Here is a 25,328-nt window from a genome sequence, read left to right as displayed (position 1 = left end):
CAGGGTCCCGCGGAGGACGCCCGCTTCAGGCGTGCGGCCGGGACCATGCCGGCTAGTCGAACTCGGGACTGGTCGTCCGGGAGCGCTTGATCTCGTAGAAGTACGGGAACTCGGCCAGCGCCACGGCGCCGTCGAAGATCTTTCCGGCGGTTTCGCCGCGCGGGATGCGGGTCAGCACCGGGCCGAAGAAGGCGGTGCCGTTAAAGGCCACGACGGGAGTACCGACCTCGTCGCCCACCTTGGAGATGCCCTCTTCATGGCTGGCGCGCAGCTGCTCGTCATATTCGTCGGAGGTGGCGAAACGGGCCAGGTCGGCGGGCAGGCCAACCTCTTCCAGCGCGGCGGCAGTCACGGACTCATAGTCCTTGTTGCCCTCGTTGTGGATGCGGGTGCCCATGGCGTCGTAGAGCTTCCCCACGTAGCCCTCGCCGTGCAGTTCGCGGGCGGCGATGATCACGCGGACCGGGCCCCACGCCTTCTTCAGGAATTCCTTGTACTCCTCCGGCAGCTCGTCGCGGCCGTCGTTGAGCACGGCCAGGCTCATCACGTGCCAGTCGACCTTGACGTCGCGGACCTTCTCCACCTCCAGCATCCAGCGGGACGTGATCCAGGCGAACGGACAGGCCGGATCGAACCAGAAGTCAACGGTGGACGGCGCAGCGCTTTCAGACATACGGCAAGAGCTCCTTCTTGAGGACTGGTGATACGTACTGTTGTGGGTAACTGCCCCGCCGGCGGTTTTGTTCCGCGGACCCGGCACGTGACCGTGCGACAGCGTCCGGATTAGGGCGATCAGGCCGAGTCGCGGCGGCGGATGGCTTCGACGTCGTGCGGGATGAGGGTGGGGTCCGCCCCGGCCAAGACCGTCTCCGCGGTAATCACGGCGGTGGCGATATCGTCGCGGCCGGGCAGGTCGAACATGATCGGCTGCAGCGTTTCTTCCATGATCGCCCGGAGGCCTCGCGCGCCGGTGCCGCGTTCCAGCGCCAGCTCGGCCACCGCTTCCAGGGCGTCCTGCTCGAAGGACAGCTCCACGCCATCCAGTTGGAACATCTTCTGGTACTGGCGGATCAGCGCGTTCTTCGGCTCGGTGAGGATCCGGATCAGCGCTGGCTTGTCGAGTTCGGCCACGGTGGTGATCACCGGCAGGCGGCCGATGAACTCCGGGATCAGCCCGAACTTGAGCAGGTCTTCGGGCATGACTTCCCCGTAGTTGTCCTGCTGGGCGACGGCGTCCTTGAGCGGGGCGCCGAAGCCGATGCCCCTGCTCCCGGCCCGTGAGCCGATGATTTCTTCCAGGCCGGCGAAGGCCCCGGCCACGATGAAGAGGATGTTGGTGGTGTCGATCTGGAGGAATTCCTGCTGCGGGTTCTTCCGCCCGCCCTGCGGCGGCACCGAGGCGACGGTTCCTTCCAGGATCTTCAGCAGTGCCTGCTGCACGCCTTCACCGGAGACGTCGCGGGTGATCGAGGGACCCTCGCTCTTGCGGGTGACCTTGTCGATCTCGTCGATGTAAATGATGCCCTGCTCGGCCTTCTTGATGTCGTTGCCGGCGGCCTGGATCAGCTTGAGCAGGATGTTCTCCACGTCCTCGCCCACATAGCCGGCTTCGGTCAGCGACGTCGCGTCGGCCACCGCGAACGGCACGTTCAGCTGGCGGGCCAGCGTCTGGGCCAGGTAGGTCTTGCCGCAACCGGTGGGGCCGATCAGCAGGACATTTGACTTGGCGACCTCCACGTCCTGGAGCCCGCCGGCCGCAGTGAGGCCGGCGGTGCTGGGGGCGGCGTGGCCGGAGCGGATGCGCTTGTAGTGGTTGTAAACGGCCACGGCCAGGGCACGCTTGGCCGGTTCCTGGCCGATCACGTACTCCTGCAGGAAGCCATAGATTTCGCGGGGCTTAGGCAGCTCCAGCAGTTCGGAGGCGGCACCGGCGCCGAATTCTTCCTCCAGCAGTTCGTTGCACAGCCCGACGCATTCGTCGCAAATGTACACGCCGCCGCCGGCGATGAGCTTCTTCACCTGCTTTTGGCTCTTTCCGCAAAACGAGCACGTGAGCAGCTCTGCGCTTCCGGCGGTCCGGGCCATAGTGTGTCCCCTTGTCTGGTCCTCGATCGATCGTCCGGCGGTCCGGAGCAGTGCAGTGTCAGGCCGACTTGTTCCGGCGCTTGGCGACCACGTCGTGGGAGATCAGCGTCGGTTCCGCCTTGTTCAGCACCACATCCGCGCTGATCACGACGGAGGCGATGTCCTCGCGGCTGGGCAGGTCGAACATGACCGGCTGCAGTGTCTCTTCGATGATCGCGCGCAGCCCGCGGGCGCCGGTGCCCCGTTCCAGTGCGAGGTCCGCCACCGCCTCCAGCGCCTCCTGCTCGAAGCTCAGTTCCACGCCGTCCAGCTGGAACATCTTCTGGTACTGGCGCAGCAGGGCGTTCTTGGGTTCGGTCAGGATCTTGATCAGGGCCGGGCGGTCCAGGTTGGACACCGTGGTGATCACCGGCAGGCGGCCGATGAACTCCGGGATCAGGCCGAACTTCAGCAGGTCTTCGGGCATGACCTCGCCGTAACTGTCCTTCTCCCCCGCCGCGTCCTTGAGCGGGGCGCCGAAGCCGATGCCCTTGCGGCCGGCCCGCGAGCCGATGATCTCCTCCAGCCCGGCGAAGGCACCGGCGACGATGAACAGCACGTTGGTGGTGTCGATCTGGATGAATTCCTGGTGCGGATGCTTCCGGCCGCCCTGCGGCGGCACGGAGGCGACGGTGCCCTCGAGGATCTTCAGCAGTGCCTGCTGGACGCCTTCCCCGGAGACGTCACGGGTGATGGACGGGTTCTCGCTCTTGCGCGAAATCTTGTCGATCTCGTCGATGTAGATGATGCCCTGCTCGGCCTTTTTCACGTCGTAATCGGCGGCCTGGATGAGCTTGAGCAGGATGTTCTCCACGTCTTCGCCCACGTAGCCGGCTTCGGTCAGCGCCGTGGCGTCCGCGACGGCGAACGGCACGTTCAGCCGCCGGGCCAGCGTCTGCGCCAGGTAGGTCTTGCCGCAGCCGGTGGGCCCGATCAGCAGGATGTTGGACTTGGAAACTTCCACGTCCTCCAGCGGGCTGGCATCGGAGAGGTTGGCGGTCCCCTTGGGCGCATGCCCGGACTGGATCCGCTTGTAGTGGTTGTAGACCGCCACCGCCAGCGCCCGCTTGGCGGGCTCCTGGCCGATCACGTACTCCTGCAGGAAGTCGAAGATCTCCCGCGGCTTGGGCAGTTCGAAGCTGCCCAGGTCCGACACCTCGGCCAGCTCCTCTTCGATGATCTCGTTGCAGAGCTCGATGCATTCGTCGCAGATGTACACGCCGGGGCCGGCGATCAGCTTGCGGACCTGTTTCTGGCTCTTGCCGCAGAAAGAGCACTTGAGCAGGTCAGCGCTCTCACCTATGCGAGCCATATCCGTCCCCTTACTTGGTCTACGTCGGCAACTTGCCGCGGCAGCTGCACCGCCCGATTATTGCCGGGCAGGCGCTGCGCCGCCGAGGCCAGCTGACAACAACTCTAATTCACTGCGCCGACAGTTTCAGTAACAACACTGCCCGCGGTGCGATATGACGCGCCACGGGCAGTGCAGGCATTGAGACTATTTTACGGTATCTACTTGGTGATCGCCGGCTTGTGGATCTTGCGGGAGTCGAGCACCTGGTCGATCAGCCCGTATTCCAAGGCGCCGGCGGCCGTGAGGATCTTGTCCCGCTCGATGTCCTTGTTGACCTGCGCGGCGTCCTTGCCCGAATGCATGGCCAGCGCGTCCTCCAGCCACTTGCGCATCCTCATGACCTCGTCGGCCTGGATCTGCAGGTCGGAGGCCTGGCCGTGTTCGCCGCCGCCCAGCGCCGGCTGGTGGATCAGCACGCGGGCGTTCGGCAGGGCCAGCCGCTTGCCCGGGGTACCCGCTGCCAGCAGCACGGCCGCGGCACTGGCCGCCTGGCCCAGGCAGACGGTCTGGATTTCCGGGCGGATGTACTGCATGGTGTCGTAGATCGCGGTCATCGCGGTGAACGACCCGCCCGGCGAGTTGATGTAGATGGTGATGTCGCGGTCCGGGTCCGTCGACTCGAGGACCAGCAGCTGGGCCATGACGTCGTCGGCAGAGGCGTCGTCGACCTGGACGCCCAGGAAGATGATCCGGTCCTCGAACAGCTTGGTGTAGGGGTCCTGGCGCTTGAAGCCGTAGGGCGTGCGCTCCTCGAACTGGGGCAGCACATAGCGGTTCTGCGGCATGTTGGCGGCGAAACCGCCGGCAGCGGCACCGAAGTTGTAGTCCATGAGATTCTCCTGCTTGTATTCGGGTCGGTGGCGCGTGGGCTCAGGAATCCTGGGAGGCGGAGCCGCTCTGGGTCCCGCCGCCGCCGGAGACGCCGCCGGCGTGGGCCGAAATCTTGTCGAAGAAGCCGTAGGCCAGGCCTTCCTCGGCCGTGAACCACTTGTCGCGGTCGTTGTCGATAAGGATCTGCTCCACCGACTGGCCGGTCTGCTCGGCGGTCAGTTCGGCCATGACCTGCTTCATGTGCAGGATCAGTTCGGCCTGGATCTTGATGTCGGAGGCCGTGCCGCCGATGCCGCCGGAGGGCTGGTGCATCAGGATGCGCGCGTGCGGGGTGGCGTAGCGCTTGCCCTTGGTGCCCGAGGAGAGCAGGAACTGGCCCATGGAGGCCGCAAGACCGGTGGCCACGGTCACCACGTCGTTCGGGATGAACTTCATGGTGTCGTAGATGGCCATGCCGGCGGTCACCGACCCGCCGGGCGAGTTGATGTAGAGGTAGATGTCCTTCTCCGGGTCCTCGGCCGAGAGCAGCAGCAGCTGCGAGCAGATGGCGTTGGCGTTCTCGTCGCGCACCTCGGAGCCCAGCCAGATGATGCGCTCTTTGAGCAGGCGGTTGTAGATGTAGTCTTCGCGGCTGGCCGCTTCGACCGAAGCCATTCTCGGAGTGGCGGATTCATTCGACATGCTGAAATACCTCTCGCTTCTTCCCCGGGCGGTACCGTCACCGGTGGCCCTAAGGTCGTTTACCTACTTGGACAGTAACGTGTTCCGCTGCCCGATTCCTCCCGCACGGCGCGCTGTTCGCTGACGGCGCATCAGGCCCGTGATGGCGCGGGAAAGCGCTCTGCCAGCAGCAGAAAATAACGACGGCGGAGCGACCTTTGGGGGGCACGGCCAGCCCGGACGGGGCCCGGTTCCACCGGCACGCGCTGCCGCCCCGGAAGGGAACCCGCGCACCGCAGCCGGGCACCGGCGTCGTTCCCGGGAGTTAAAGCGGCGGACCGCCGGTTCCCCGTGAAGGGAATCCGGCGGTCCGTCCAGCGGCAGCGCCGCTACTACTTCTTCGGTGCGTCCTCGGCGGCCTCTTCGGCAGCGTCGGTGTCTTCGATCGACTCGGTGTCGGCAGCGTCCGCTTCGGCTTCTCCGGCCTCGGCGTTGGCGGCCTCGGCCTCGGCGGCCTGGATCATGTCTTCGACGTTGGGCTCTTCTTCGCCGGCGGGGCGGACGAAGTCGCTCAGGTCCACCTCGTTGCCGTTGGAGTCGGTGACCTTGGCCAGCTCCAGCACCTTGGCCAGGGCCTTGCGGCGGCGGACCTCGCCCACCATCATGCCGACCTGGCCGGACTGGTCCAGCAGCTGCGCGAACTGGTTCGGGTCCATGCCGTACTGGCCGGCGGAGGACACGATGTAGTCGATCAGCTCGGCCTGGCTGACGCCCAGCTCTTCCTTGTCGGCCACGGCGTCGAGCACGATTTCGTTGCGGAAGGCCTTCTCGGTGTTCTCGCGGACCTCGGCGCGGTGCTCCTCGGTGTCGTGGTCTTCACCGTGGCTGTTCTCCGGGCGGAAGTGCTGTTCCATCTGCTCTTCGACGACGGAGTCCGGAACCGGAACCTCGACCAGTTCCATCAGCTTGTCCAGCACCTTGTCGCGGGCCTCGACGCCCTGCTCCATGATCTTGGCGTCGGCGGCCTGCTTGGCCAGGTCTTCCTTCAGCTCGGCAATGGTGTCGAACTCGCTGGCCAGCTGGGCGAAGTCGTCGTCGGCCTCGGGAAGCTCGCGCTCCTTGACGGCCTTAACCTTCACGGTGACCGTGGCGTCCTTACCGGCGTGCTCGCCGCCGGCCAGCTTGGTCTCGAACGTGGCGTCCTCGCCGGCGCTCAGCGCGGTAACGGCCTCGTCCAAGCCCTCCAGCATGGTGCCGGCGCCCACCTGGTAGGACAGGTCCGCGGCGGAATCCACCTCTTCGCCGTCCACCTTGGCGGACAGGTCCATGGTGATGAAGTCGTCGGCAACGGCCGGACGGTCAACGGCCTTCAGGGTGCCGAAGCGGCCGCGCAGGTCGTCCAGCGCCTTCTGGATGTCTTCCTCGGAGGCCTCGGTAGCCTCGACGGTGACCTCGAGGCCGGCGTACTCGGGCAGCTCGATTTCGGGGCGGACATCGACCTCGACGTGGAAGGCGAGCTGGCCCTCGGTGGCGGCCGGGTCGGGAACCTCGGTGATTTCAACCTCGGGGCGGCTCAGCGGGCGGATGCCGGTCTCTTCGACGGCGCCCTGGTAGAAGCCGTTCAGGCCCTCGTTGATAGCCGTCTCGATCACGTAGCCGCGGCCCACGCGCTGGTCGATCAGCTTCGCCGGAACCTTGCCCTTGCGGAAGCCCGGAACCTGGATCTGGCTCGCGATGGTCTTGTACGCCGCGTCGATGCTGGGCTTGAGTTCCTCAAAGGGGACCTCAACATTGAGCTTGACCCGGGTAGGGGTGAGGTTTTCGACAGCGCTCTTCACAGCGTTAGAACTCCTGATTGCTATTGGGGTTAAATCTGCACCAAGAATACAGAGTCGGGGCGACAGGACTCGAACCTGCGATCTCCTGCTCCCAAAGCAGGCGCGCTAGCCACTACGCTACGCCCCGTAGTGCACACGCAAGTCTACGGGCATTCCCGGCCTGCGGCACAATCACCGTGCAACCGGACGCCGCCAGCACATGTCGCATGACTGAATCGGCTGCGAACAGAAAAGGCGGCCCGTGCCGGACCGCCTCCCTGACGCGAGGGGATGACGGGAATCGAACCCGCGTAATCAGTTTGGAAGACTGAGGCTCTACCATTGAGCTACATCCCCGAGGACGATGAAACTTTAGCACGAGGGCGGGCCCGTTCGACAAATCGGAGGGCGCCGCGGACCGGCGGAGGCGGGCGCCGCGACGCGGCGGAAAACATGCGCTCCTTACCCCGACTCCCCCAATGCAGGGTTTATCTGCGAGGGCAGGGGCTATAGACCCTGCCCTCGCAGATAAACCCTGCCCTCGCCGAAAATGCGGGTGGGCAACGTGGACACACACCGGCGGCGTAGGCAGGCTGCGGCACAACGAACCAGGCGGGCAGCAACCCTGCGGCACAACGAACCAGGCGGGCAGCTACCCTGCGGCCCGAACATTCAGGCCCAATCAGGCCCGCTGGCAGGTTGGGCACCAGTACAGCTTGCGGGCGGCCATCTCCGTGACGGCGACCGGCGTCCCGCACAGCCGGCACGGCATCCCCTGCCGCTTGTACACGTAGTGGGCGTTGTCCGGCCAGACCGGCAGCGACCGGCCGGCGGCCTCGGCGTCGCGGTGTTCGGGGCGCGTGGTGATGATCTTGCCGTCGCGGACACCGTCGCTCATGATGTCCACGATGTCGGCCCACAACAGCGCCGCTTCCGCCGGCGAAACCCGTTGGCCGGACAGCCACGGGTTCAGGCCACGGCGGAAGAGGGTCTCCGCGCGGTAGACGTTCCCGACCCCGGCCACCACGTTCTGGTCCATCAGCAATTGCCCCACGGCGGTGCGCTTCGCGGTCAGCCGACGGACGAACTCGGCGCCCCGGTCGGCCGCGTCCTGCAGCGGGTCCGGCCCCAGCCTGCCGACGACGGCGGACGCCTCCGCGGGCGTGAGCACCTCGCAGGCGGTCGGGCCGCGCAGGTCGGCCCAGCCGTGGGCCGACACCAGCCGGACGCGCACCTGGCCCACCGGCTCCGGCGGACCGGAGTACGCGGCCGGCGCATCGTCGTCGTACGTTTCCTGCTCCCCCACCCGGCGCGGCGCCCCGATGCTGGAGGCGCCGCGAAAGCTCTCGTCCCCGCCGAAGCTCCACGCCCCGTAGAGACCCAAGTGCACGCGCAGGACGAGACCGTTGTCGAACTCCAGGAACAGCTGCTTGCCGTGTGCCCGGGCGGCCAGCAGCCGCGCCCCGTCGAGCCGGGCGGCGCCGGCGGCGAAGCGGCCCTGCGGGCTGGACACGGCGAGGCGCCGACCGGCGAAAACGTCCTGGAACTGGCGGGCCAGGCGGTGGACGGAATGGCCTTCTGGCATGACCGGCGGCCGTTAGGCCGGGATGTCGCCGGTGGTCTCGTAGGAGGCGATCTTGCCGATCCGGCGGACGTGGCGCTCGGCGTTGGAGAACGGCTCGGCCAGGAACGCCTCGATGATGGCGGTGGCTTCCTCGACGCTGTGCTGGCGGCCGCCGACAGCGACGACGTTGGCGTCGTTGTGCTCGCGGGCCAGCTTCGCGGTGTCCAGGTTCCAGGCCAGCGCGGCCCGGATGCCCTTGACCTTGTTGGCCGCGATCTGCTCGCCGTTGCCCGAGCCGCCGAGCACGATGCCCAGCGACTCCACGCCGGCGGCCTGGTCTTCGACGACGGCGAGCGCGGCGCGGATGCAGAACGAGGGGTAGTCGTCCTCCGGGTCGTACGCGGTGGGGCCGTGGTCGGTGACGTCGTGGCCCTGGCCGGTCAGATGCTTGATCAGATGGTGGCTCAGTTCCAGGCCGGCGTGGTCGGTGGCAATGTGAACGCGCATGGACGGTCCTTCTGTGGCGTGCGGGGGGCGAATAACGGCTTCCAGCCTACTGGAGCGGTGCGGCCGGAACGGATTCCGGCGCCGGGCCCCTGTCGGGCCCCGGCCGCCGTCGATAGTGTGCCCCTATGGAGCCAGTAATCAGTGACTACCTTGAGTCCGTCCTTGCCGGCCTCGCCGGCAACACCGAGGGGTCGCTGGCCGGCGACCCGGAAGAGCTCGGGGTCGAGGATCCGGATCTGCTCGCGCTGAGCATGACGATGGCCGACGGATGCACCTACGAGGCCGGCGATACGCGGTCCGAATTTTCCATCCAGTCGATCTCCAAGCCCTTCACCTATGCCATGGCGCTGGCCGGGCACGGCTTCGAGGACGTGCGCGAGAAGATCGATGTGGAGCCCTCCGGGGACGCGTACAACGAGATCAGCCTGGAAGCGGATACCGGGCGGCCGCGCAACGCGCTGATCAACGCCGGGGCCATCGCCGCCTCGTCCCTGGTGGCCGACCGCTACGGTGACGAAGCCTTCGAGCAGCTCCGCCTGATTTATTCGGCCTGCGCCGGACGCGACCTGGGCATGAACCAGACGGTGTACCGGTCCGCGCTCCGTACGGGCGACCGCAACCGGGCCCTCGCCTACCTGCTGAAGAGCCAGGGCGTGATCGAGCACGACACCGAGGCCGCCCTGGACCTGTACTTCCGGCAGAACTCCCTCAGCGTCACCTGCCGCGACCTGGGGATCATGGCAGCGACTCTGGCCAACCGCGGAGTCAACCCGATCACCCGTCAGGAGGTCCTGACACCCCGGATCGCCGAGCACGTGCTCAGCGTGATGACGACCTGCGGCATGTACAACGACGCCGGGGACTGGGTGGCGGGCATCGGCCTCCCGGCCAAGAGCGGGGTCAGCGGCGGCATCCTGGCGGTGCTGCCCGGGCAGCTGGGGCTCGCCGTCTTTTCGCCGCGGCTCGACCAGCACGGCAACAGCGTCCGCGGCACCGAGGCCTGCCGCAAGCTGTCGGCCGAGCTGGGACTGCACTTCATCCACGCGGCACGCAGCGCCCGGTCCACGATCCGCGCCGACTACACACTGGCCGGGAAACCCTCACCGCGCGTTCGCCCGACGCGGGAGCTGGCCGTGCTGGCCGAACACGGCCACACGGTGCGATTCCTCGAGGTCCACGGCGACATGCTCTTTCCCGAGGCTGAAACGGTCATCCGGATGGCCGCCGAACTGGCCGCCGCGCACGAGGTGTTGGTGATCGACATCAGCCGGCTGGACGAGCTCGGCAGCCGCACCAAGACCATGTTCCTCCGGCTGCAGGAAACCTCGGTTCCCTGCCTGCTGGTCTTCGTGGACCCGGCCGGATTGCTGTCCGCGGAAGAGGCCGGCACGGAGGACCGGCCCCTGGCGTTCCCGTCCCCGGACGCCGCCGCCCGGTGGTGCGAAGACCGCCTCATCGGCCGGCACGGAGGACTGCCGGCGACCGGCGGACGGCTGCAGTTGCAGGACCACCCGGTGGCGGCGACCCTGCCCGCCGGCGAGCGCGAGATGCTCGGGGCATACCTGGAGCGGCGCACGTACGACGACGGGGCGGCCGTCGTTACCGCGGGCGGACCACACCCGGGCCTGGTCCTGGTCATGGAGGGCCAGGCACGCACGGCCGCCGACGCCTCAGGGGACGATCAAACCGCCGAGGACGATCACGCCGTCCGGTATTTCACCGCCGGAACCAGCTTCGGGGGCCTCGGCGGCACTCCATCCCGCACCCAGCTGCGCGCCGAGGGGAAGGTCTGCGTGGAGGTCCTCACGCCCGACGGCTATGCGCGCCTGCGTCGGGACGCCCCGGGCGCGGCCCTGAGCCTGGCCGAACGGCTGCTGGAGATCGCCGCCGAGCAACGCGACCTCACCGTGGCGGCCGCGCAGGGCTGACCGACGGCACGGTTCGGCGCCCAAAGCTGACCGGGCGGTGCCGCGCCCAAGGGTGCGCCGCCCGCGTGGCCGGCGCGGCGGCCATCCGCCGTCGTCCGCCCCTTTACTAGCGCGCGGCGGGCCGGAACAATGGCGGCATCCCTGACGACAGGATGCCATCGTGCCGCTCACCGTCCACTTTCCCGTCAACACCCTGGCGCTCAAGCGCGGCGGCCTGGTCAAGGCGGTGCGCACCCGGGCCAGCACCTTGGCCGAGAACGGTGCGGCCGAACAGATCTGGATCGAGGTGTTGGGCCTGCAGCACCGGCTCGCCAGCGATATGGCCGGCCTCAAGGCGGACGGCCATCTGCATCCGGATGTCGGGGTCCGCAGCGTCCTGTACGGGCTGGATCCGAGCCCCGAGACGGATACCCGCCAACCGGTCCGGCCTCCGCCCGAGGACGACTACGACATCGTGCCGGTGGGCGACTCCGGCCTGGCCTTCGGGTACTTCCGCGACGGGGTTCAGGACTGCTACGTGCGGTTCCACCCCGAAGGCACAGTGGCCGCCGTCGAACAACTGGCCCCCAACCGCGCGCGGCTTCGCCGGGAGGAGATGGACGAACAGGGCCGCCTGGTGCTGGTCCAGCATTTCCAGGAGGCGTCCAAGACGCCCACCGCCCAGCGCCTGATCGGCCGCGACGGCCGCTGCTTCCTGACCATCACGCACCATCCCGGCTCGCCCAAGTGGGGGCGCAGCTACCTGTTCGACGGCGTGGCCCGCGACGACGGCGATGCCCTCACCTTTGCGGACCCGGGCGAGCTCTACCGGCACGCCTTCGAACACCTACTGGCCGGCGAAGACGCGCCGGTGCTGACCTCGGAATTCCGGGAGAACCTGAATAACCTGCCCGGCCGGAACCTGGACGATGTAGTCGGCAGCGTCAGGCATCCGAACCTGCGGCGCATCGCCGCCGTGCACAGCAACCACCTGGAGCCGCCGTACGTGGTTGGATCCGGTGTCAGCCGCAACTGGCGCCGGCTGTTGGACAACCTGGACGCCTGGGACGGGGTGGTGCTGCACACCGATGCGCAGCACGAAGACATCGCCGCTGAGTTCGGCCACGCCGACCGGCTCCACACCATCGGCCAGCTGGCGCCGCCGGAGCAGCCGGCCGCCGGCCACGCCACCGACCCGGACCGGCTGGTGATGGTGGCCCGGCTGCACCCGAAGAAACGGGTGGACGAGGCGCTCCGGGTCTTCGCAATGGTGCGCGAGGGCAACCCGCAGGCCCGGCTGGAGGTCTTCGGCTTCGGCTACGGCGACGAGGAGGAAGGAGCTGTCCGGGCGCTCATCGACGAACTGGGCGTCGGCGCCGCGGTCAGCTTCCCGTCGTTCACGAACAGCCCGTCGGACATCTACGCCACCGCCTGCGCCACGGTGCTGACGTCGGCGTCGGAGGGCTTCCCCCTGATCCTGCTGGAGAGCATGTCCTACGGCGTGCCGGTCGCCGCCTACGACGCCAACTACGGCCCCCGCGACGTCATCCGGCACGGCGAGAACGGCTTCCTGGTGCCCTTCGGCGACCGGCAGGCGCTGGCCGACGGCATCCTGGCGCTGATGCGCGACCCGGAACTGCGCTCGCGGTTCGCCCGATCCAGCCGCGAAACCCTGCAACGCTTCGACGAATCCGGTTATGTCTCGGCGTGGACCAAGGTCCTCGCGGGTGGCTAGCCGCTGTGGGCACCCGGCTCGGCGCCGGCGCCGCGACCGCCGGGACTCCGACGCCGGCCGGGTCGGCCGCGCCGGCGTCTCCGGCCGCAACTATTCGCCTTTCTCGCCGCAACTGCTGCGCGCTACCCCGCTGCGGTGAGACAATGGCCACATTGTGCAAGGGTTGTTTCATATCGCGCCCCGCCACGCACACCCGTCCGGTCCCGCGCAGCCGGGGCACTAAGTACTTCTGGAGGCGAACTTGCCAGGTTTGAATCTCACCCGTGACGAAGCGCGCGCCCGCGCCGAACTGCTCCGCGTGGAGTCGTACGACGTCACCCTGGACCTCACCCGCGGCGACAAGGTGTTCGGCTCGCGCACCGTGGTCACCTTCACCGCCACTCCGGGCGGCTCCACGTTCATCGACGCGGTCACGGACACCGTCCGCTCGGTCACGCTCAACGGCAAGTCGCTGGATCCGGCCGAGGTCTCCGACGGCGTGCGCATCCAGCTGCCGGACCTGGCCGAGCACAACGTGCTGGAGATCGACGCCGACGCGCTCTACATGAACACCGGCGAGGGCCTGCACCGCTTCGTGGACCCGGTGGACAACGAGGTCTACCTCTACAGCCAGTTCGAGGTGCCGGATTCGCGGCGCATGTTCGCCGTCTTCGAGCAGCCGGACCTGAAGGCGGCCTTCCGCTTCACCGTCACCGCGCCGTCGCACTGGGATGTCATCTCCAACTCCCCCACCCCGGCGCCCCGGCACGTCGGATCCACCGACGACGGCGGTGCGTCCGCCACCTGGGCGTTCGAGCCCACCCCGCGGATCTCCTCCTACATCACCGCGCTGATCGCCGGCCCGTACCAGTCCGTGCGCAGCGAGCTGACCAGTTCCGACGGCCGCACCATCCCGCTGGGCGTGTTCGCCCGCAAGTCGCTGATGCAGTACATGGACGCGGAAAACATCTTCACCCTCACCCGGCAGGGCTTCGAGTTCTACGAGCAGCAGTTCGGCACCCCGTACCCCTTCGAGAAGTACGACCAGCTGTTTGTGCCGGAGTTCAACGCCGGCGCCATGGAGAACGCCGGCGCGGTCACCTTCCTTGAAAACTACGTGTTCCGCTCCCGCCCCACCGACGCCATGGTGGAGCGCCGGGCCATCACCGTGCTGCACGAACTGGCGCACATGTGGTTCGGCGACCTGGTGACCATGCGCTGGTGGAACGACCTGTGGCTGAACGAGTCCTTCGCCGAATTCATGTCCACGTTGGCCGCCGCCGAGGCCACCGCGTACAAGAACGCCTGGACCACCTTCGCGTCAATGGAGAAGTCCTGGGCCTACCGGCAGGACCAGCTGCCCTCCACCCACCCGATCACCGCGGAGATCAAGGACCTGGAGGACGTGCAGGTCAACTTCGACGGCATCACCTACGCCAAGGGCGCCTCCGTGCTCCGCCAGCTGGTGGCCTGGGTGGGCCAGGAGGAGTTCATGGCCGGCGTCCGCGAGTACTTCGGCAAGCACGCCTGGGGCAACACCGAGCTGGCCGACCTGCTGGGCGAACTGGAAACCTCCAGCGGCCGGGACCTGAAGGACTGGTCCGCCAAGTGGCTGGAGACCGCCGGCGTGAACACCCTGCGCGCGGAGATCTCCACCGACGACGACGGCGCCATCACCGCGTTCGCCATCCTCCAGACCGCGCCGGACGGCTACCCGACCATCCGCCCGCACCGGCTCGCCGTCGGCTTCTACAACCTGGACGACGCCGGCAAGCTGGTGCGCACCCACTGCGAGGAACTCGATGTTGACGGCGAGCGCACCGAGGTGCCGCAGCTGGCCGGCCTGGCCCGTCCGGCGCTGGTGCTGCTCAACGACGACGACCTGGCCTACGCCAAGATCCGGCTGGACGACGTGTCCCTGGCCACCTCCAAACGCCACGTGAAGGACTTCACCGCGTCGCTGCCGCGCACCCTGGTGCTCGGCTCGGCCTGGGACGCCACCCGCGACGGCGAGACCCCGGCCCGCGAATACGTGGAGCTGGTGCTGAACAACATCGCCTACGAGACGGACTCTTCCGTCGTCCTGGTGCTGCTGCGGCAACTGGCCACCACGCTGACCTTCTACGTGAACCCGGACGACCGCCAGCGGCTGACCATCGCCGCCGCCGACCGGCTCTGGGAACTGGCCGGAGAGGCGGCCGCGGGTTCCGACTCGCAGCTGCAGTTCGCCAAGGCCTTCGCCGTGCATGCCCAGACCGGCGGGCAGCTGGACGCCGTGGCCGCGCTGCTCTCCGGCGAGCGCACGCTGGAGGGGCTGACCGTGGACGCCGACCTGCGCTGGGAACTGCTCACCTCGCTGGTGGCCGGCGGCCGGTTCGGCCAGGCCGAGATCGATGCCGAACTCGAGCGGGACCAGACCGCCACCGGGCAGCGCGCCGCCGCCCTGGCGCAGGCCGCCATCCCCACCGCCGAGGCGAAGGCGGCGGCCTGGGAGTCCGTCGTCGTCAAGGGCGAACTGCCCAACGCCACCCAGCAGTCGGTCATCGCCGGCTTCACCCGCGTGCATGACATTACGCTGCTAGAGCCCTACGCCGCGAAGTACTTCGACGCCATCGAAGACATCTGGAACACCCGCACGCACGAACTCTCGCAGCAGATCGTCGTCGGCCTGTATCCGTCGCAGCTGTCCACGCAGGCCACCGTGGACGCCACGGACGCCTGGTTGGAGTCCCTGGCGGACCGCTCCCCCGCCCTGCGCCGGCTGGTGCTGGAAAACAAGGACGGCGTCGTCCGCGCCCTGAAGGCCCAGGCCGCCGACCGGTAACCCGCGCCCTCAACGCATAGCTGCCCGCCGGAACACACTCGTTCCGGCGGGCAGCGCCGTTCAGGCGTTCCCCCGCCGTTCACCACCGCGACATCTGCCGCCCCTACGGTTCCATGAACACGCGGCGGGAGTACTGCACGGCCCGCCCCCGGATCTACAATTCCACAACGGTTGGTGGCGCAAGGGAGTCCTCATGGCAGTTGCCGGACAGCTGGCTGTCATGCTCGCTGTCTTCTACCTTCCCGGCTTCCTAGCCCTCCGGGCGCTGCGCCAGCCCGCCGTCCGCTCCCTCGTGTTGGCCCCGGCCGCCGGGACGGCGCTGGCGGCCGTCGGAACCATGGTTTGCCTGGCGGCCGGCGTGCGCTGGAACCTGCTCTCGGCCATCCTGCTGGCGGCGCTCGGCATCGGCGGGTGCTGGCTCCTCGGGCAGGCCATCGCTCCCCCACCCGCGGCGCGGCTCGCCGTCCCGCGCGCGACCGCCTGGCTGCTGGCGGCGTCGCTGGCCATCACGGCCCTGATTCTGGGCCGGGTCATGCTCGAGGCGATGGGCTCGATCCACCGCGTCTCTCAGGGCTGGGACCCGACCTACCACGTGAACGTCCTGCAATGGATCAAGGACAACGGCCAGGCCAGCCCATGGAGCATCTGGCCGATCTTCGGCGGGGCGCCGCCGTCGTTCTATCCCGCCGGCTGGCACGCGATGGTGTCGCTGGTCCCGGGCGACGTGGTGACGGCGGGGAACCTGGCCTGCCTGGTCATCGGCGCCCTGATGTGGCCGGCCGCCCTGGCCCTGCTGGCCCGCGCGCTGTTCCCAGCCCGGCCGCTCGTATGGGTCATCGCGCCGGTGATAGCTTCCTCCATGCTGGCCTTCCCGGTTGTCCAGATGTTCCGTGCCGGCCAGTGGCCCAACGGCTTCGCGGCCGCGCTGCTGCCGGCCATCCTCGCGCTCGGCATCGAACTGCAGTACCGGCTGCCCGCCGGGGCGGAGGCCGCGGACAGCGCCCCGGCCCGGGTTGGGCCCGGCACCGGGGCCGTGGCCCACGAAGGTTCCCCGTCCCGCAGCGCACGGCGAAGGACGACGGCGGATCTCACCGCACTCGCGGTGGTCGCGTTGGGCGCGACATGGATCCACCCCTCCGCCGTCGGCAGCCTGCTGGTGCTCGGCGGGTTCTACCTGGGCCGCTTCGTCGTGCTCCGCCTGGCCCGGCTCTGGCGGAGCCGCCGCGCGCTTTTCTACGCGGCGGCGGGCCTGCTGGCGGCCGCGGCGGCTGCCGCCGCGTTCGTCCTCGCCACCTCCACCCTCGTGGCCGCCGTCCTGTCCTATCCACGCGGGTCGACTGCGGGCTGGGCCGACGCCCTCGCGTGGCTGTTTTTCGACCTGCCGCGCCAACCGGACAGCGACGACGCCACCCCGGAGAGCTACGCCGTCGTCGTCGGGCTCCTCATGGCGGCCGGAACCGTGTGGGCCTGCTTCATCCCCCGCGCCCGGCCGGCCGTTGCGGGCATGGCGGCCGCCGTCGTGCTCTTCATCCTCGCGGCCGGCCCGGAAGAGCGCCCCTTCCGCTGGCTCAGCGGCTTCTGGTACACCGACCCGCCGCGGATCGCCCCGCTGGTCCACACTTTCGGCATCGTCTTCGCTGCCCTGGCCCTGGAGCGGCTGTGCACGCTGCCGGCCGGGCTAATCCGGAAAGGCAATCCGGCCGCTACGCGTCAAGCGGTGGCCGCGGCGCTGGCGTTTGCCGTGCTGGCCGCCGTCTTCGTGACCTCCGGCGGCTTCCGGCACGACGTCCGGGTGGAGGCGGCCTCCATCCGCTACGGCATCACCGAGCACCGCGACGGGCGCGCGCTGATGGGCGACGAGCAGGAGTTCATCAACTCCCTGGAACCGCTGCTGCCCGACGACGCGATCGTCATCGGCGATCCCTTCAACGGCCTGCCCTACATCTACTCCCTCACGGGCCACCGGACCGTCTATTTCCAGAACGTCAGCAGCGCCGGCAGCGCGGACAAGGACTACCTGCGGCACCATTTCCGCGACATCGGGTCCGATCCGCAGGTCTGCGGCGCGCTGCACAGCACCGGTGCCACCCACCTGTACGACGACCAGCCGATCCGCGGCTACCAACACAGCGAAAAACACCAATGGCCGGGATTCCAGGACATCGACTTCTCCCGCGGCTTCCGCCTGATCGCGTCCCACGGCACCGCGGCGCTCTACGAAATCACCGCCTGCCGCTGAGACGGCTGGGCCCGGCAGAGGCGATCTGCGGGTAGGTGCAACCGGCCGGTACCGCCGGTCTGCGGGAGCACGGGGTTTAATGGCGGCATGAACCTTTCCGAGCACCGTTACGCAGTTTCCCTCCACTGGACCGGCAACCGCGGCGAAGGCACCGCCAGCTACCGCGGCTACGGGCGGGACCACGTCGTGCGCGCGGCAGGGCTGCCGGAGCTGGCGGGCACCGCCGACCCCACCTTCCACGGCGACAAGGACCGCTGGAACCCGGAACAGCTGCTGCTCACGGCCCTGTCCCAGTGCCACATGCTCTCCTACCTGCACGTCGCGGTGAAGAACGGGCTGGTGGTGACGGCCTACGACGACGACGCCGAGGGCACCTTGCGCCTAAACCGTGACGGCAGCGGCGAATTCACGTCCGTGACGCTGCGGCCCAGGGTGGTGATCGGCGATCCGGGCCAGGCCGAACTCGCCCAGCGGCTCCATGCGGATGCCAACAAGGTCTGCTTCATTGCGCGCAGCGTGAACTTCCCCGTCCACCACGAACCCCGGGTCGTCGCGGGCTGAGACAATGGTGCAAGACAGCATCAGCGAACAGAGACCATCAATGAGCGAAACACCCCAAACCCCCGGACATCCCGCCGCGCGCCCCGGTGCGGCGCAGCCGGCCGACGCCGCGGCCCTTCCGTCCCGTTTCGGCCAGCCGCTGGCCACCCTGACCCCGGCTCCGGCCGCCGCGAACGCGTTCAAGCAGCCCTCGTACACGGACAACTTCTACGACGCCGTCGGCGGGCACGAGACGTTCGTGAAACTCGTGGATGTCTTCTACGACGGGATCGCAGAGGACGACGTGCTGCGCCAGATGTACCCCGAAGAGGACCTCGGGCCGGCCAAGGTCCGGATGCGGATGTTCCTGGAACAGTACTGGGGCGGCCCCGGAACCTACAGCGAACAGCGTGGCCACCCGCGGCTGCGGATGCGGCACCAGCCGTTCAAGGTGGACTTCGACGCCCGCGACCGTTGGCTCAAGCACATGCGCCGCGCCGTGGATGCCCTGGAACTGCCGCCGCTGCACGAGCAGACGCTCTGGGACTACTTCGAGCGCGCCGCCCACTCCATGGTCAACAGCGCCTGACCTGCTCCTGCGACGCGGCCGGCTCCCGCTACAGCGAGGCGCCGCTGCGCACCAGCACGTGGCCGCGCCCGGTGCTGAGCCGCAGCCAGCGGCCGTTCCGGTACACCTCCGCCGGGTTCCCGTCGAGGAAGCCCAGCGTTAGGGCGGCAAACGCCGCCCCGGCCGGGAGTTCCACCGATTCCGGCAGTCCGCCGGCCGCGGGCAGCGGCCGGCTCCAGACGGTGCTCCGCGCGTTGTTGACGATGAGCTGTCCGGGGCTGTCCGGCAACGCCTCGGAAATCTCCCGGATGCCGTCCCGGGCAGCCTCCTCCAACACCTCGGCCTGCAGGCTGCCGATGTGTTCCCACCCGGACCGCGGCGGCAGCACACCCGTCCAGGATTCCGTCACGGTCGTGGGCGGAAGGGCCAGGCCGGTTTCCTCATTCCCCATCCTGGCCAGCCGATCTCCGACCGAGGCCAGCGTGACGGTCTCCTCGACGGCGGCCGGCGCCGCCAGCGGCATGACCCGCAGCCCCAGGATCGTCGGCGTCGCCTCGCCCAGAATCCGCGGCCGCATCATGCACACGTAGGCGGCCAGCACGCTGCCGAAGGCCTGCAGGTGGATGGCGCCGTCACCGGCGGCACGGGACCGGCTGACGAAGGTCTTCAGGTCGGCCGCGACCTGGACATCGGCCAGCTGCAGGACGGGTGTTCCGGGGGACGTCATTCTGCGGCCTCTTCGTTCGTGCCGGCTGCGCCGGCACTGTTGCGGAACGGAACCGGCGGTCCGGCCCACAGCTGTAAGGCGGCGCGGTACGCGTCCGGCAGCGGCACCGGCCTTCCCGTCGCGGCAGCAACCAGCACCATGGTCGAGGCGCCCAGCGCATGCACGGTGCCCGACTCCCCGGCGTCGGCATCAACGACGGCGTAGCCCAGGTCGAAGCTCGAAGAACCGATCCTCGTCACCCAGACGCCGACGTGGACCGGTTCGGCCCGGTAGTCCAGCGGTACCCGGTACTCGATTTCCTGCCGTCCCACGAGCGTCTGGTTTCCGGCGCCGCCCAGTTCACGCAGCGTCGCACCCGCATTGTGGCCTGCGGCGGCAGGCAGCTCCGGCCGCAGCCGGTGCAGCAGCACCCGGGCCGTTTCCAGATAGCCCAGGAACGTCACATTGTTCACGTGGCCGTAGGAATCAATGTCGCTGAACCTCAGCTGGATCGGGAACCTCGGGGCATGGTGCGGAACGGTAGGCATGATGCCATCCTCTCAAAGCGCGGGAGCCGCAACTAACCCGCTGCCGGCTCACCGGCGTGCTCCGGCATGCGGGGGCGCCCCGGAGTTGAGCGGTTGAGCGGTGCCAACTACTGTCGGAGGTGTTCGTACCCGCGGGTAATCGGCAAGGAGACTACATGACCGCCATCGAGGAACACGTCGATCCGACGGCGGTGTTGCTGGAGCTGTTGGACCTCTCCGATGCCGACGGCGCGAATACGGACGAGGAGATCTTCGTCGGCGTTTCCGAAAAGCAGCCGCGCGGCCGGGTCTTTGGCGGCCAGGTGCTGGCACAGTCCGTCATCGCGGCCGTGCGGACGGTGGAACCGGACCGGCCCATCCATTCCATGCACGGGTACTTCCTGCGCGCCGGCGACGCCGACCTGCCGATTACCTTCGGCGTCGAACGGCTACGCGACGGCCGTTCGTTCTCCGCCCGCCGCACCCATGCCTATCAGAACGGCGTGCCGATCCTGTCCATGATCGCCTCGTTCCAGACCCCGGCCGAGGGGCTCGAACACCAGGAAGACTTCCCCGACGGAATCCCGGACCCGGAAACCTTGCCGAGCACCGCGGATCTGCTCGGCAAGGTGGACCACCCGGTGGCCCGGCACATGGCCTACCACCGCCCGTTCGACGTCCGCCATGTCCAGGACGCCCTCTATGTCCAGGCCAAGGGCGAACGGCAGGCGGTCAACGCCGTCTGGATGAAGACCAAAGGGCCGCTGCCCGACGACCAGGGCCTGCACCGGGCCGCGCTGGCCTTCGGCAGCGACTACACCCTGCTGGAACCCATCCTGCGCCAGCACGGCGTCAGCTGGGTCACGCCGGGCATGAGCGTCGCCAGCCTGGACCACGCCATGTGGTGGCACCGGCCGGTCCGGGTGGACGACTGGCTGCTCTACGTCCAGTCCTCCCCCAGTGCCTCCGGCGCGCGCGGCCTCGCGGTCGGCAAGATTTTCAACCGGGACGGCGAACTCGTCGCCACCGTCGCCCAGGAAGGCATGATCCGGATTCCGTGAGGCAAACGGGCAAGGCGCCGGTTGCTGACTCGCGCTTGGGCGCTGCTCAGGCGGCCGGATTGAGGACGAATTCGTTCCCGGCACGGCGGAGAATGAAAGAAGATACGGCTTTCTTCCTCAGCCGATCAGCTGCAATCATCTCTTCCAACTGTTGGATGCATGCTCTCGGGTTGCTGAAGTCCATCGTGCTCGAGACCGGTTTAAGGTCGTATTCCCACCAACGCAGGGCCAATAGCCGCTCCACGAGATCGTCCGGAAACCGCTTTCGAACCTGACGCGCCGGCACACCGGCCACAATGGCGTAGGGATCGACGTCGTGGGTGACAACCGCCCGTGCTGCAACGATCGCCCCATCACCGATGCGCGTGCCTCGGCGGACCACCGCTCCCTCACCTATCCATACGTCATTGCCAATGTGGCTTTGGCCTTTACCATCGTCGAATGACAGCGCGGCCGCGATCTCCTCATATGCTGACTGACCTGTGAACTGGCGGGTGCCTTTGTACTGAAAAGGATGGACGGACAGCCACCCAGTCGGATGTTCGGCTGCCCCTATCAACACGTTGGGTGCCAGGGCGCAGAAGCGGCCCAGGGAAACATTGTTTAGTTCGCTGCCCGGCCCGACGTAGGTCAACATGCCGATTGTCACGCTGCCACCGATGCGAGACCGGTTGAGCGACACGGGAATTTCTACCGTTAGTGTTCCGGCCAAGTCCTGGGGATGAATTCCCCGCAGCCCTTCAGCTGCCAGCTGCGACGGTAACGGATGCCGCCCGAGTTCCATTCCGAATACCTCGTGTTTCATATCTTGGCGCGGGCCGCGGAGTATTGCGCTGGATTAAGCGCATCACACCTGCACACATACGTTCATGCCGGAAGCCCTATGTCGAATACCTTCATCGCCATGTCTGATCCTCTTCCCAACCATCTATACCATTGTCAGACTCCCGCCCATATTTGGAGGATGCGGCGATGCTTCAAAAAATGAACTCTTCATTAACATTAATCGAATAAGGTGAGAACGCTTGCACACCCCATCTCCCAGGCGTTCGGGTCCTATGCGGTGATTCTCCTAACCCCTACTCGGCCATACCCAGAACTGACCCCACGTGCTTCGCTGATACGTGGCGCCATTCTGGAGTTACTTGTCCGCTGCCGGAACCTTGCAGCAAGGTGCGTTTATCTCTCAGTGCTACTATCACTGCGGATTTGCTGTCCACTAACATTCTTAAACGGAAGCAAATTGTTAGACCGCCTCAGTCAGACCAAAGGATCAGCCTTAATGAATGAATCCGTTCCCAAGAATCGGACCGTCGCCTTTTTTCTTGAAAATCGAAACGGTGTTCATTTGGCTGCCAGGATCTGGTCGAAACTGCCCGCTGGTACCCGGACAAAGGTCCTCGTCGCAGATCCAACCGACGTCACTGTCGACTGGGTCAGGGCAGGTCTTGCGGACGTTGCAGCGGTACACCCCCTTTACAACTTGTTCGAGGGACACGAAGCCACGTCGGCCTGGCGTGACGATCTGCCCCAACTACTCCGGAAGTGGACCAGAGCCCACGACGTTGATGTAGTTGTGTTGTTCAACGACCGCTCTGTACGAGGGTCGCGAGTGATGGAAGCCGTTCGTGACATAGCCGGCACGGTTTTGGTCCAAGATGGCCATCTGCATTTCCATTTCAGGCGCGCGTTTGTACACAAGCGAGACCAAAACTGGTCGTACGGTTCCACCTCCCCATCGGCCATCTGCGTATGGGGAAAAACAACTGAAGACTTCATACGCGGCCGCGATGAAAGCTTGGATACGCGCTTAGTTGTGGCCGGCGCACTAGGCGTCTCAGATGACAGTCGCTTCCAGTCCGGGGCAGAACTTCTGGAGCCCTTCCGACAGTCGTTCAGCCAGGTACCTCGTTTTGTACTAGCCGACCAAGCGTTGTCTGACCAAGGAAAATGTACTCAACAGCGTCACCGCTTCCTCCTGCGGCAAGTGGCCAAGACGCTCGAGGCCGTAGGCGAGCTGACCGTCAAGCCGCACCCTTCCAGCTCGCCAAGGCATTTGCAGTGGCTGGGCGAGACGTTCGGTGATCGTCTGGCCTCCACGGCCCGGGGCTGGGAGTCCGACGAGGACCAATCGGCGGCCGCAGCGATCGTTACGTTCTACTCGACCATTTACACGGACGCAGTACGGCAGCGAACGCCGGTAATCTTCGTCAGTTCCCCGGATCTTGAGCCGGTCGTCCCTCGCATTAAGCATCCTCTAATCCGCAACGTTGCAGGACTCAGTGAGCTCACGCGAATCATCAAACGCTACACCACAACCGGCGTGTTTCCGGCAAATTCTGGCGGAACTCCGATTGAAGAAGTCATCGCCACGACTGATGACCCCGCAAGCGTGATCGTTAGGGAGATTCTGCGGGCGTCGCCGAAGGCTCCAAGAAAAGCGGCACAGATTATCAGCTCCCCGGCTACCGGTTCAGCGGCTGAAGTGCTGCTCCGAGAACTCCCTTTCCCCCGCGGGCCTCTCGCAGTGGTGGCGGACGACTTTTCCTACCGCACAGGGATAGCCATACCGCTGCTAACCGGGTTCAAGACGCTTGCCCCGGAACAAGCGAGCTCGATCTGCTTGATCGACCTGCGCGCCTATCTCTCGTCCCGCGAACTCGCAACGGAACTCCTGAAGCACCCTGTACTGCTCGTCAACAGCCTCGCCCCGTTCTGGCGAAGCAGGATTTTTTCGGAAATTGTCGGCGACTTGGTGGCTAACGGCACACGCATCCTTGTGTACGTCCACGAAACCCAGTGGGTCCTCGATTACGAGAGCTCCCGTGTTCCGGAACGGCACCAGCAACTGCTTGAAATCTTGCCCCATCTCGAAATGCTGTGCGTGTCCGAAGGACAGGCCGCTATGTACCGCGCCATGGGCGCGACCAGGACACGAGTGGTGTTAAATACTACTCCCGGCCTCACCGGCTCGATCCCTCGGCGAGCTAACTGGAATCGAGAGGACACCGTCACGGTCATGATGGCCGGCACAGTCCAAGAACGAAAAGGCGTCGCCTTGTTCTCAGAAGTGGCCGACGCAGCTCATGAGCTTGGACTGCCCTACAGTTTTCAGTGGGCGGGCCGGCTCACACCAAGATTAAACGAAGGCACCCAACGCTCGGAGCGCGTCGAGTGGTTGGGGGAACTTTCTCGCCCTCAATTGGAAGCTAAGCTCGCCCAGGCCGATGTTTTCTTTCTCTCGAGCGCCGACGACCCCATGCCGTTGGCAGCGCTGGAAGCGGTCCGGGCCGGGACACGGATCGTGACGTCCTCGCGCGTTGGAACAGCCGAAATCCTTCGTGGTGTCGATGGATACGAGGAGTTCAGCGAGTACAACGTCGAGTCCGCTCTTACAGCAATCGGCAGGGTCTTAAAAGCAGACCTCGATTACGAGACGTTGGAGAATCGACTCGCCCAGTTCGACGCTGCTGCGTTCATCCGGCGCATGGCTCTCGCCTTTGCAGTGGAGGTTGATGCGGGAACTGCTCCTACCCCAAAAAAACCGGCGGGCAATATTCTCGCTGCCCGTGGACTCCCTGACCTGTTGGCCTCGACCGCACGGTTCATTTCCACGAAACCCGACTCGCATGAATTGAGTCAACTGCTGCGCTCCGCTAGAAGGAACTTGCCGAAACCCTTGTTTGCCCAGCTCATTCAGATACTTGGACTGACGGAGTGGAAGTCGGCCCGACCTTGGATTGCCCTCAGTGAGTCTGCACGGCACCTGCCGTGGAAGCACCGGAACCTGGGACGGCAATACGCGCTACGGGCCCTGAAAATCAATCCTTCATCCCGGCAGGCACGCAAGCTTCTAGTCCGGCACTCAACGCTCATCTCTGCCGCGGTGCGGGTGCGCCGCCGCACGGTCCGCACGATACGCGGGACAATCGCCGCACGCTAGTCCCGCCGCGGGTGACCGCTGCCATGGTGAACTTGCGCCCAGTGAAAGGCCCCGCCGGGGCAGATTGCAGGCGCTGAGCGCTAACGTGCTAGCAGCCTCAACAGGCCAGGAAGTGCTTGGCATACACCCGTAGAGCAGGCCCCATGCTGCGCCGTCTCTCCGCACAACTGGAGCGGCTGCGGCCTTCACCGACCCTTGGCGCTGGCTCCGACTGGCTTCGCCGCATGCTCCTGCAACGAGAGCCGCGTGTTTCTGGTCTCCGCTACCGCCAAGCGGGTTCGAGTGATAGTAGCCCAACCCGGGGCTCGTTACCTATCGCACGCCAAATAGGAACGGCCCCGAACGTGAACTGGGCCCCGAAAGTTGGACTGGCTAAATAAGAGACTAGGCCGCGAGGGCCTGAGCACGGTACTGCACCGGGCTTAGGCCCTCGAGCTTTGTC

The 25,328-nt window shown here is 66.9% G+C and carries 19 protein-coding genes and 2 tRNA genes; 8 read left to right on the top strand and 13 right to left on the bottom strand.

The features are described 5' to 3' along the window. Positions 1-52: 52 nt before the first annotated feature. From AC5RTY_RS05425 to AC5RTY_RS05380, 10 genes are all read right to left on the bottom strand, one after another. Positions 53-673, bottom strand: coding sequence for a mycothiol-dependent nitroreductase Rv2466c family protein (locus AC5RTY_RS05425; protein ID WP_494139176.1), 621 nt, complete (start codon positions 671-673; stop codon positions 53-55). Positions 674-792: 119 nt separating this feature from the next. Continuing rightward, positions 793-2,085, bottom strand: a complete 1,293-nt coding sequence (gene clpX, locus AC5RTY_RS05420) for an ATP-dependent Clp protease ATP-binding subunit ClpX (protein ID WP_494139175.1) — start codon at positions 2,083-2,085, stop codon at positions 793-795. 58 nt (positions 2,086-2,143) lie between these two features. After that, positions 2,144-3,436, bottom strand: a complete 1,293-nt coding sequence (gene clpX / locus AC5RTY_RS05415; RefSeq protein WP_494069170.1) for an ATP-dependent Clp protease ATP-binding subunit ClpX — start codon at positions 3,434-3,436, stop codon at positions 2,144-2,146. A gap of 200 nt (positions 3,437-3,636) precedes the next feature. After that, the gene (locus AC5RTY_RS05410; RefSeq protein ID WP_493977440.1) at positions 3,637-4,308 is read right to left on the bottom strand and encodes an ATP-dependent Clp protease proteolytic subunit; all 672 of its coding nucleotides are present in this window, start codon (positions 4,306-4,308) and stop codon (positions 3,637-3,639) included. A gap of 40 nt (positions 4,309-4,348) precedes the next feature. Further along, a complete protein-coding gene (locus tag AC5RTY_RS05405; RefSeq protein ID WP_494069171.1) occupies positions 4,349-4,963 on the bottom strand; it encodes an ATP-dependent Clp protease proteolytic subunit in 615 nt (204 codons plus the stop codon). Positions 4,964-5,361: 398 nt separating this feature from the next. Then, positions 5,362-6,807, bottom strand: a complete 1,446-nt coding sequence (tig, locus tag AC5RTY_RS05400; RefSeq protein ID WP_494014105.1) for a trigger factor — start codon at positions 6,805-6,807, stop codon at positions 5,362-5,364. Positions 6,808-6,861: 54 nt separating this feature from the next. Beyond that, positions 6,862-6,934 (bottom strand) — tRNA-Pro (locus AC5RTY_RS05395). A gap of 138 nt (positions 6,935-7,072) precedes the next feature. Continuing rightward, positions 7,073-7,143 (bottom strand) — tRNA-Gly (locus tag AC5RTY_RS05390). 325 nt (positions 7,144-7,468) lie between these two features. Then, positions 7,469-8,371, bottom strand: coding sequence for an Fpg/Nei family DNA glycosylase (locus AC5RTY_RS05385; protein WP_494014106.1), 903 nt, complete (start codon positions 8,369-8,371; stop codon positions 7,469-7,471). A gap of 12 nt (positions 8,372-8,383) precedes the next feature. Next, a complete protein-coding gene (locus AC5RTY_RS05380) occupies positions 8,384-8,857 on the bottom strand; it encodes a ribose-5-phosphate isomerase (RefSeq protein ID WP_494014107.1) in 474 nt (157 codons plus the stop codon). Between the two features lie 125 nt (positions 8,858-8,982). On the opposite strand from AC5RTY_RS05380, the gene glsA reads away from it, so the two are divergent. The 6 genes from glsA to AC5RTY_RS05350 all read left to right on the top strand — a co-directional run bounded on the left by glsA (position 8,983) and on the right by AC5RTY_RS05350 (position 18,670). Continuing rightward, positions 8,983-10,785: a glutaminase A gene (gene glsA, locus AC5RTY_RS05375; RefSeq protein WP_494014108.1), complete on the top strand. Its 1,803-nt coding sequence runs from the start codon at positions 8,983-8,985 to the stop codon at positions 10,783-10,785. Between the two features lie 160 nt (positions 10,786-10,945). Then, positions 10,946-12,499: a glycosyltransferase gene (locus AC5RTY_RS05370; protein WP_494014109.1), complete on the top strand. Its 1,554-nt coding sequence runs from the start codon at positions 10,946-10,948 to the stop codon at positions 12,497-12,499. Between the two features lie 250 nt (positions 12,500-12,749). Further along, positions 12,750-15,302 carry an aminopeptidase N gene (gene pepN, locus AC5RTY_RS05365; RefSeq protein ID WP_494139340.1) on the top strand — a complete coding sequence of 851 codons (2,553 nt, stop codon included), beginning with the start codon at positions 12,750-12,752 and terminating at the stop codon, positions 15,300-15,302. Positions 15,303-15,495: 193 nt separating this feature from the next. Next, complete coding sequence (locus tag AC5RTY_RS05360) at positions 15,496-17,541, top strand: DUF6541 family protein (protein WP_494014110.1); 2,046 nt, start codon at positions 15,496-15,498, stop codon at positions 17,539-17,541. An 87-nt stretch (positions 17,542-17,628) separates the two neighbouring features. Then, positions 17,629-18,102: an OsmC family protein gene (locus tag AC5RTY_RS05355; RefSeq protein WP_494014111.1), complete on the top strand. Its 474-nt coding sequence runs from the start codon at positions 17,629-17,631 to the stop codon at positions 18,100-18,102. A 40-nt stretch (positions 18,103-18,142) separates the two neighbouring features. Continuing rightward, a complete protein-coding gene (locus AC5RTY_RS05350) occupies positions 18,143-18,670 on the top strand; it encodes a globin (RefSeq protein ID WP_494014112.1) in 528 nt (175 codons plus the stop codon). Between the two features lie 28 nt (positions 18,671-18,698). Here AC5RTY_RS05350 and AC5RTY_RS05345 read toward each other — a convergent pair whose 3' ends face one another. Both AC5RTY_RS05345 and AC5RTY_RS05340 read right to left on the bottom strand, forming a co-directional pair. Continuing rightward, positions 18,699-19,376, bottom strand: a complete 678-nt coding sequence (locus AC5RTY_RS05345) for a DUF8185 domain-containing protein (protein ID WP_494014113.1) — start codon at positions 19,374-19,376, stop codon at positions 18,699-18,701. Next, the gene (locus AC5RTY_RS05340; RefSeq protein WP_494014114.1) at positions 19,373-19,903 is read right to left on the bottom strand and encodes an acyl-CoA thioesterase; all 531 of its coding nucleotides are present in this window, start codon (positions 19,901-19,903) and stop codon (positions 19,373-19,375) included. The genes AC5RTY_RS05345 and AC5RTY_RS05340 overlap by 4 nt, the downstream gene beginning before the upstream one ends. A gap of 155 nt (positions 19,904-20,058) precedes the next feature. Here AC5RTY_RS05340 and AC5RTY_RS05335 point away from each other — a divergent pair, with 155 nt between their 5' ends. Continuing rightward, positions 20,059-20,943, top strand: coding sequence for an acyl-CoA thioesterase (locus AC5RTY_RS05335; RefSeq protein ID WP_494139174.1), 885 nt, complete (start codon positions 20,059-20,061; stop codon positions 20,941-20,943). 46 nt (positions 20,944-20,989) lie between these two features. On the opposite strand, the gene AC5RTY_RS05330 is transcribed toward AC5RTY_RS05335, so the two are convergent. Beyond that, positions 20,990-21,727 carry a CatB-related O-acetyltransferase gene (locus AC5RTY_RS05330; protein WP_494014116.1) on the bottom strand — a complete coding sequence of 246 codons (738 nt, stop codon included), beginning with the start codon at positions 21,725-21,727 and terminating at the stop codon, positions 20,990-20,992. A 498-nt stretch (positions 21,728-22,225) separates the two neighbouring features. Here AC5RTY_RS05330 and AC5RTY_RS05325 point away from each other — a divergent pair, with 498 nt between their 5' ends. Continuing rightward, positions 22,226-24,886, top strand: a complete 2,661-nt coding sequence (locus tag AC5RTY_RS05325; protein ID WP_494014117.1) for a glycosyltransferase family 4 protein — start codon at positions 22,226-22,228, stop codon at positions 24,884-24,886. Positions 24,887-25,328: the final 442 nt, after the last annotated feature.

This window comes from Arthrobacter sp. Y3224055 (assembly GCF_059090825.1).
This window is presented reverse-complemented; position numbering and strand designations above follow the sequence as displayed.

Coding starts and splice junctions, on each gene's coding strand:
- AC5RTY_RS05425 (WP_494139176.1), bottom strand. CDS start 673: ATGTCTGAAAGCGCTGCGCCGTCCACCGTTGACTTCTGGTTCGATCCG.
- clpX (WP_494139175.1), bottom strand. CDS start 2,085: ATGGCCCGGACCGCCGGAAGCGCAGAGCTGCTCACGTGCTCGTTTTGC.
- clpX (WP_494069170.1), bottom strand. CDS start 3,436: ATGGCTCGCATAGGTGAGAGCGCTGACCTGCTCAAGTGCTCTTTCTGC.
- AC5RTY_RS05410 (WP_493977440.1), bottom strand. CDS start 4,308: ATGGACTACAACTTCGGTGCCGCTGCCGGCGGTTTCGCCGCCAACATG.
- AC5RTY_RS05405 (WP_494069171.1), bottom strand. CDS start 4,963: ATGGCTTCGGTCGAAGCGGCCAGCCGCGAAGACTACATCTACAACCGC.
- AC5RTY_RS05385 (WP_494014106.1), bottom strand. CDS start 8,371: ATGCCAGAAGGCCATTCCGTCCACCGCCTGGCCCGCCAGTTCCAGGAC.
- AC5RTY_RS05380 (WP_494014107.1), bottom strand. CDS start 8,857: ATGCGCGTTCACATTGCCACCGACCACGCCGGCCTGGAACTGAGCCAC.
- glsA (WP_494014108.1), top strand. CDS start 8,983: ATGGAGCCAGTAATCAGTGACTACCTTGAGTCCGTCCTTGCCGGCCTC.
- AC5RTY_RS05360 (WP_494014110.1), top strand. CDS start 15,496: ATGGCAGTTGCCGGACAGCTGGCTGTCATGCTCGCTGTCTTCTACCTT.
- AC5RTY_RS05355 (WP_494014111.1), top strand. CDS start 17,629: ATGAACCTTTCCGAGCACCGTTACGCAGTTTCCCTCCACTGGACCGGC.
- AC5RTY_RS05350 (WP_494014112.1), top strand. CDS start 18,143: ATGAGCGAAACACCCCAAACCCCCGGACATCCCGCCGCGCGCCCCGGT.
- AC5RTY_RS05345 (WP_494014113.1), bottom strand. CDS start 19,376: ATGACGTCCCCCGGAACACCCGTCCTGCAGCTGGCCGATGTCCAGGTC.
- AC5RTY_RS05340 (WP_494014114.1), bottom strand. CDS start 19,903: ATGCCTACCGTTCCGCACCATGCCCCGAGGTTCCCGATCCAGCTGAGG.
- AC5RTY_RS05335 (WP_494139174.1), top strand. CDS start 20,059: ATGACCGCCATCGAGGAACACGTCGATCCGACGGCGGTGTTGCTGGAG.
- AC5RTY_RS05330 (WP_494014116.1), bottom strand. CDS start 21,727: ATGGAACTCGGGCGGCATCCGTTACCGTCGCAGCTGGCAGCTGAAGGG.
- AC5RTY_RS05325 (WP_494014117.1), top strand. CDS start 22,226: ATGAATGAATCCGTTCCCAAGAATCGGACCGTCGCCTTTTTTCTTGAA.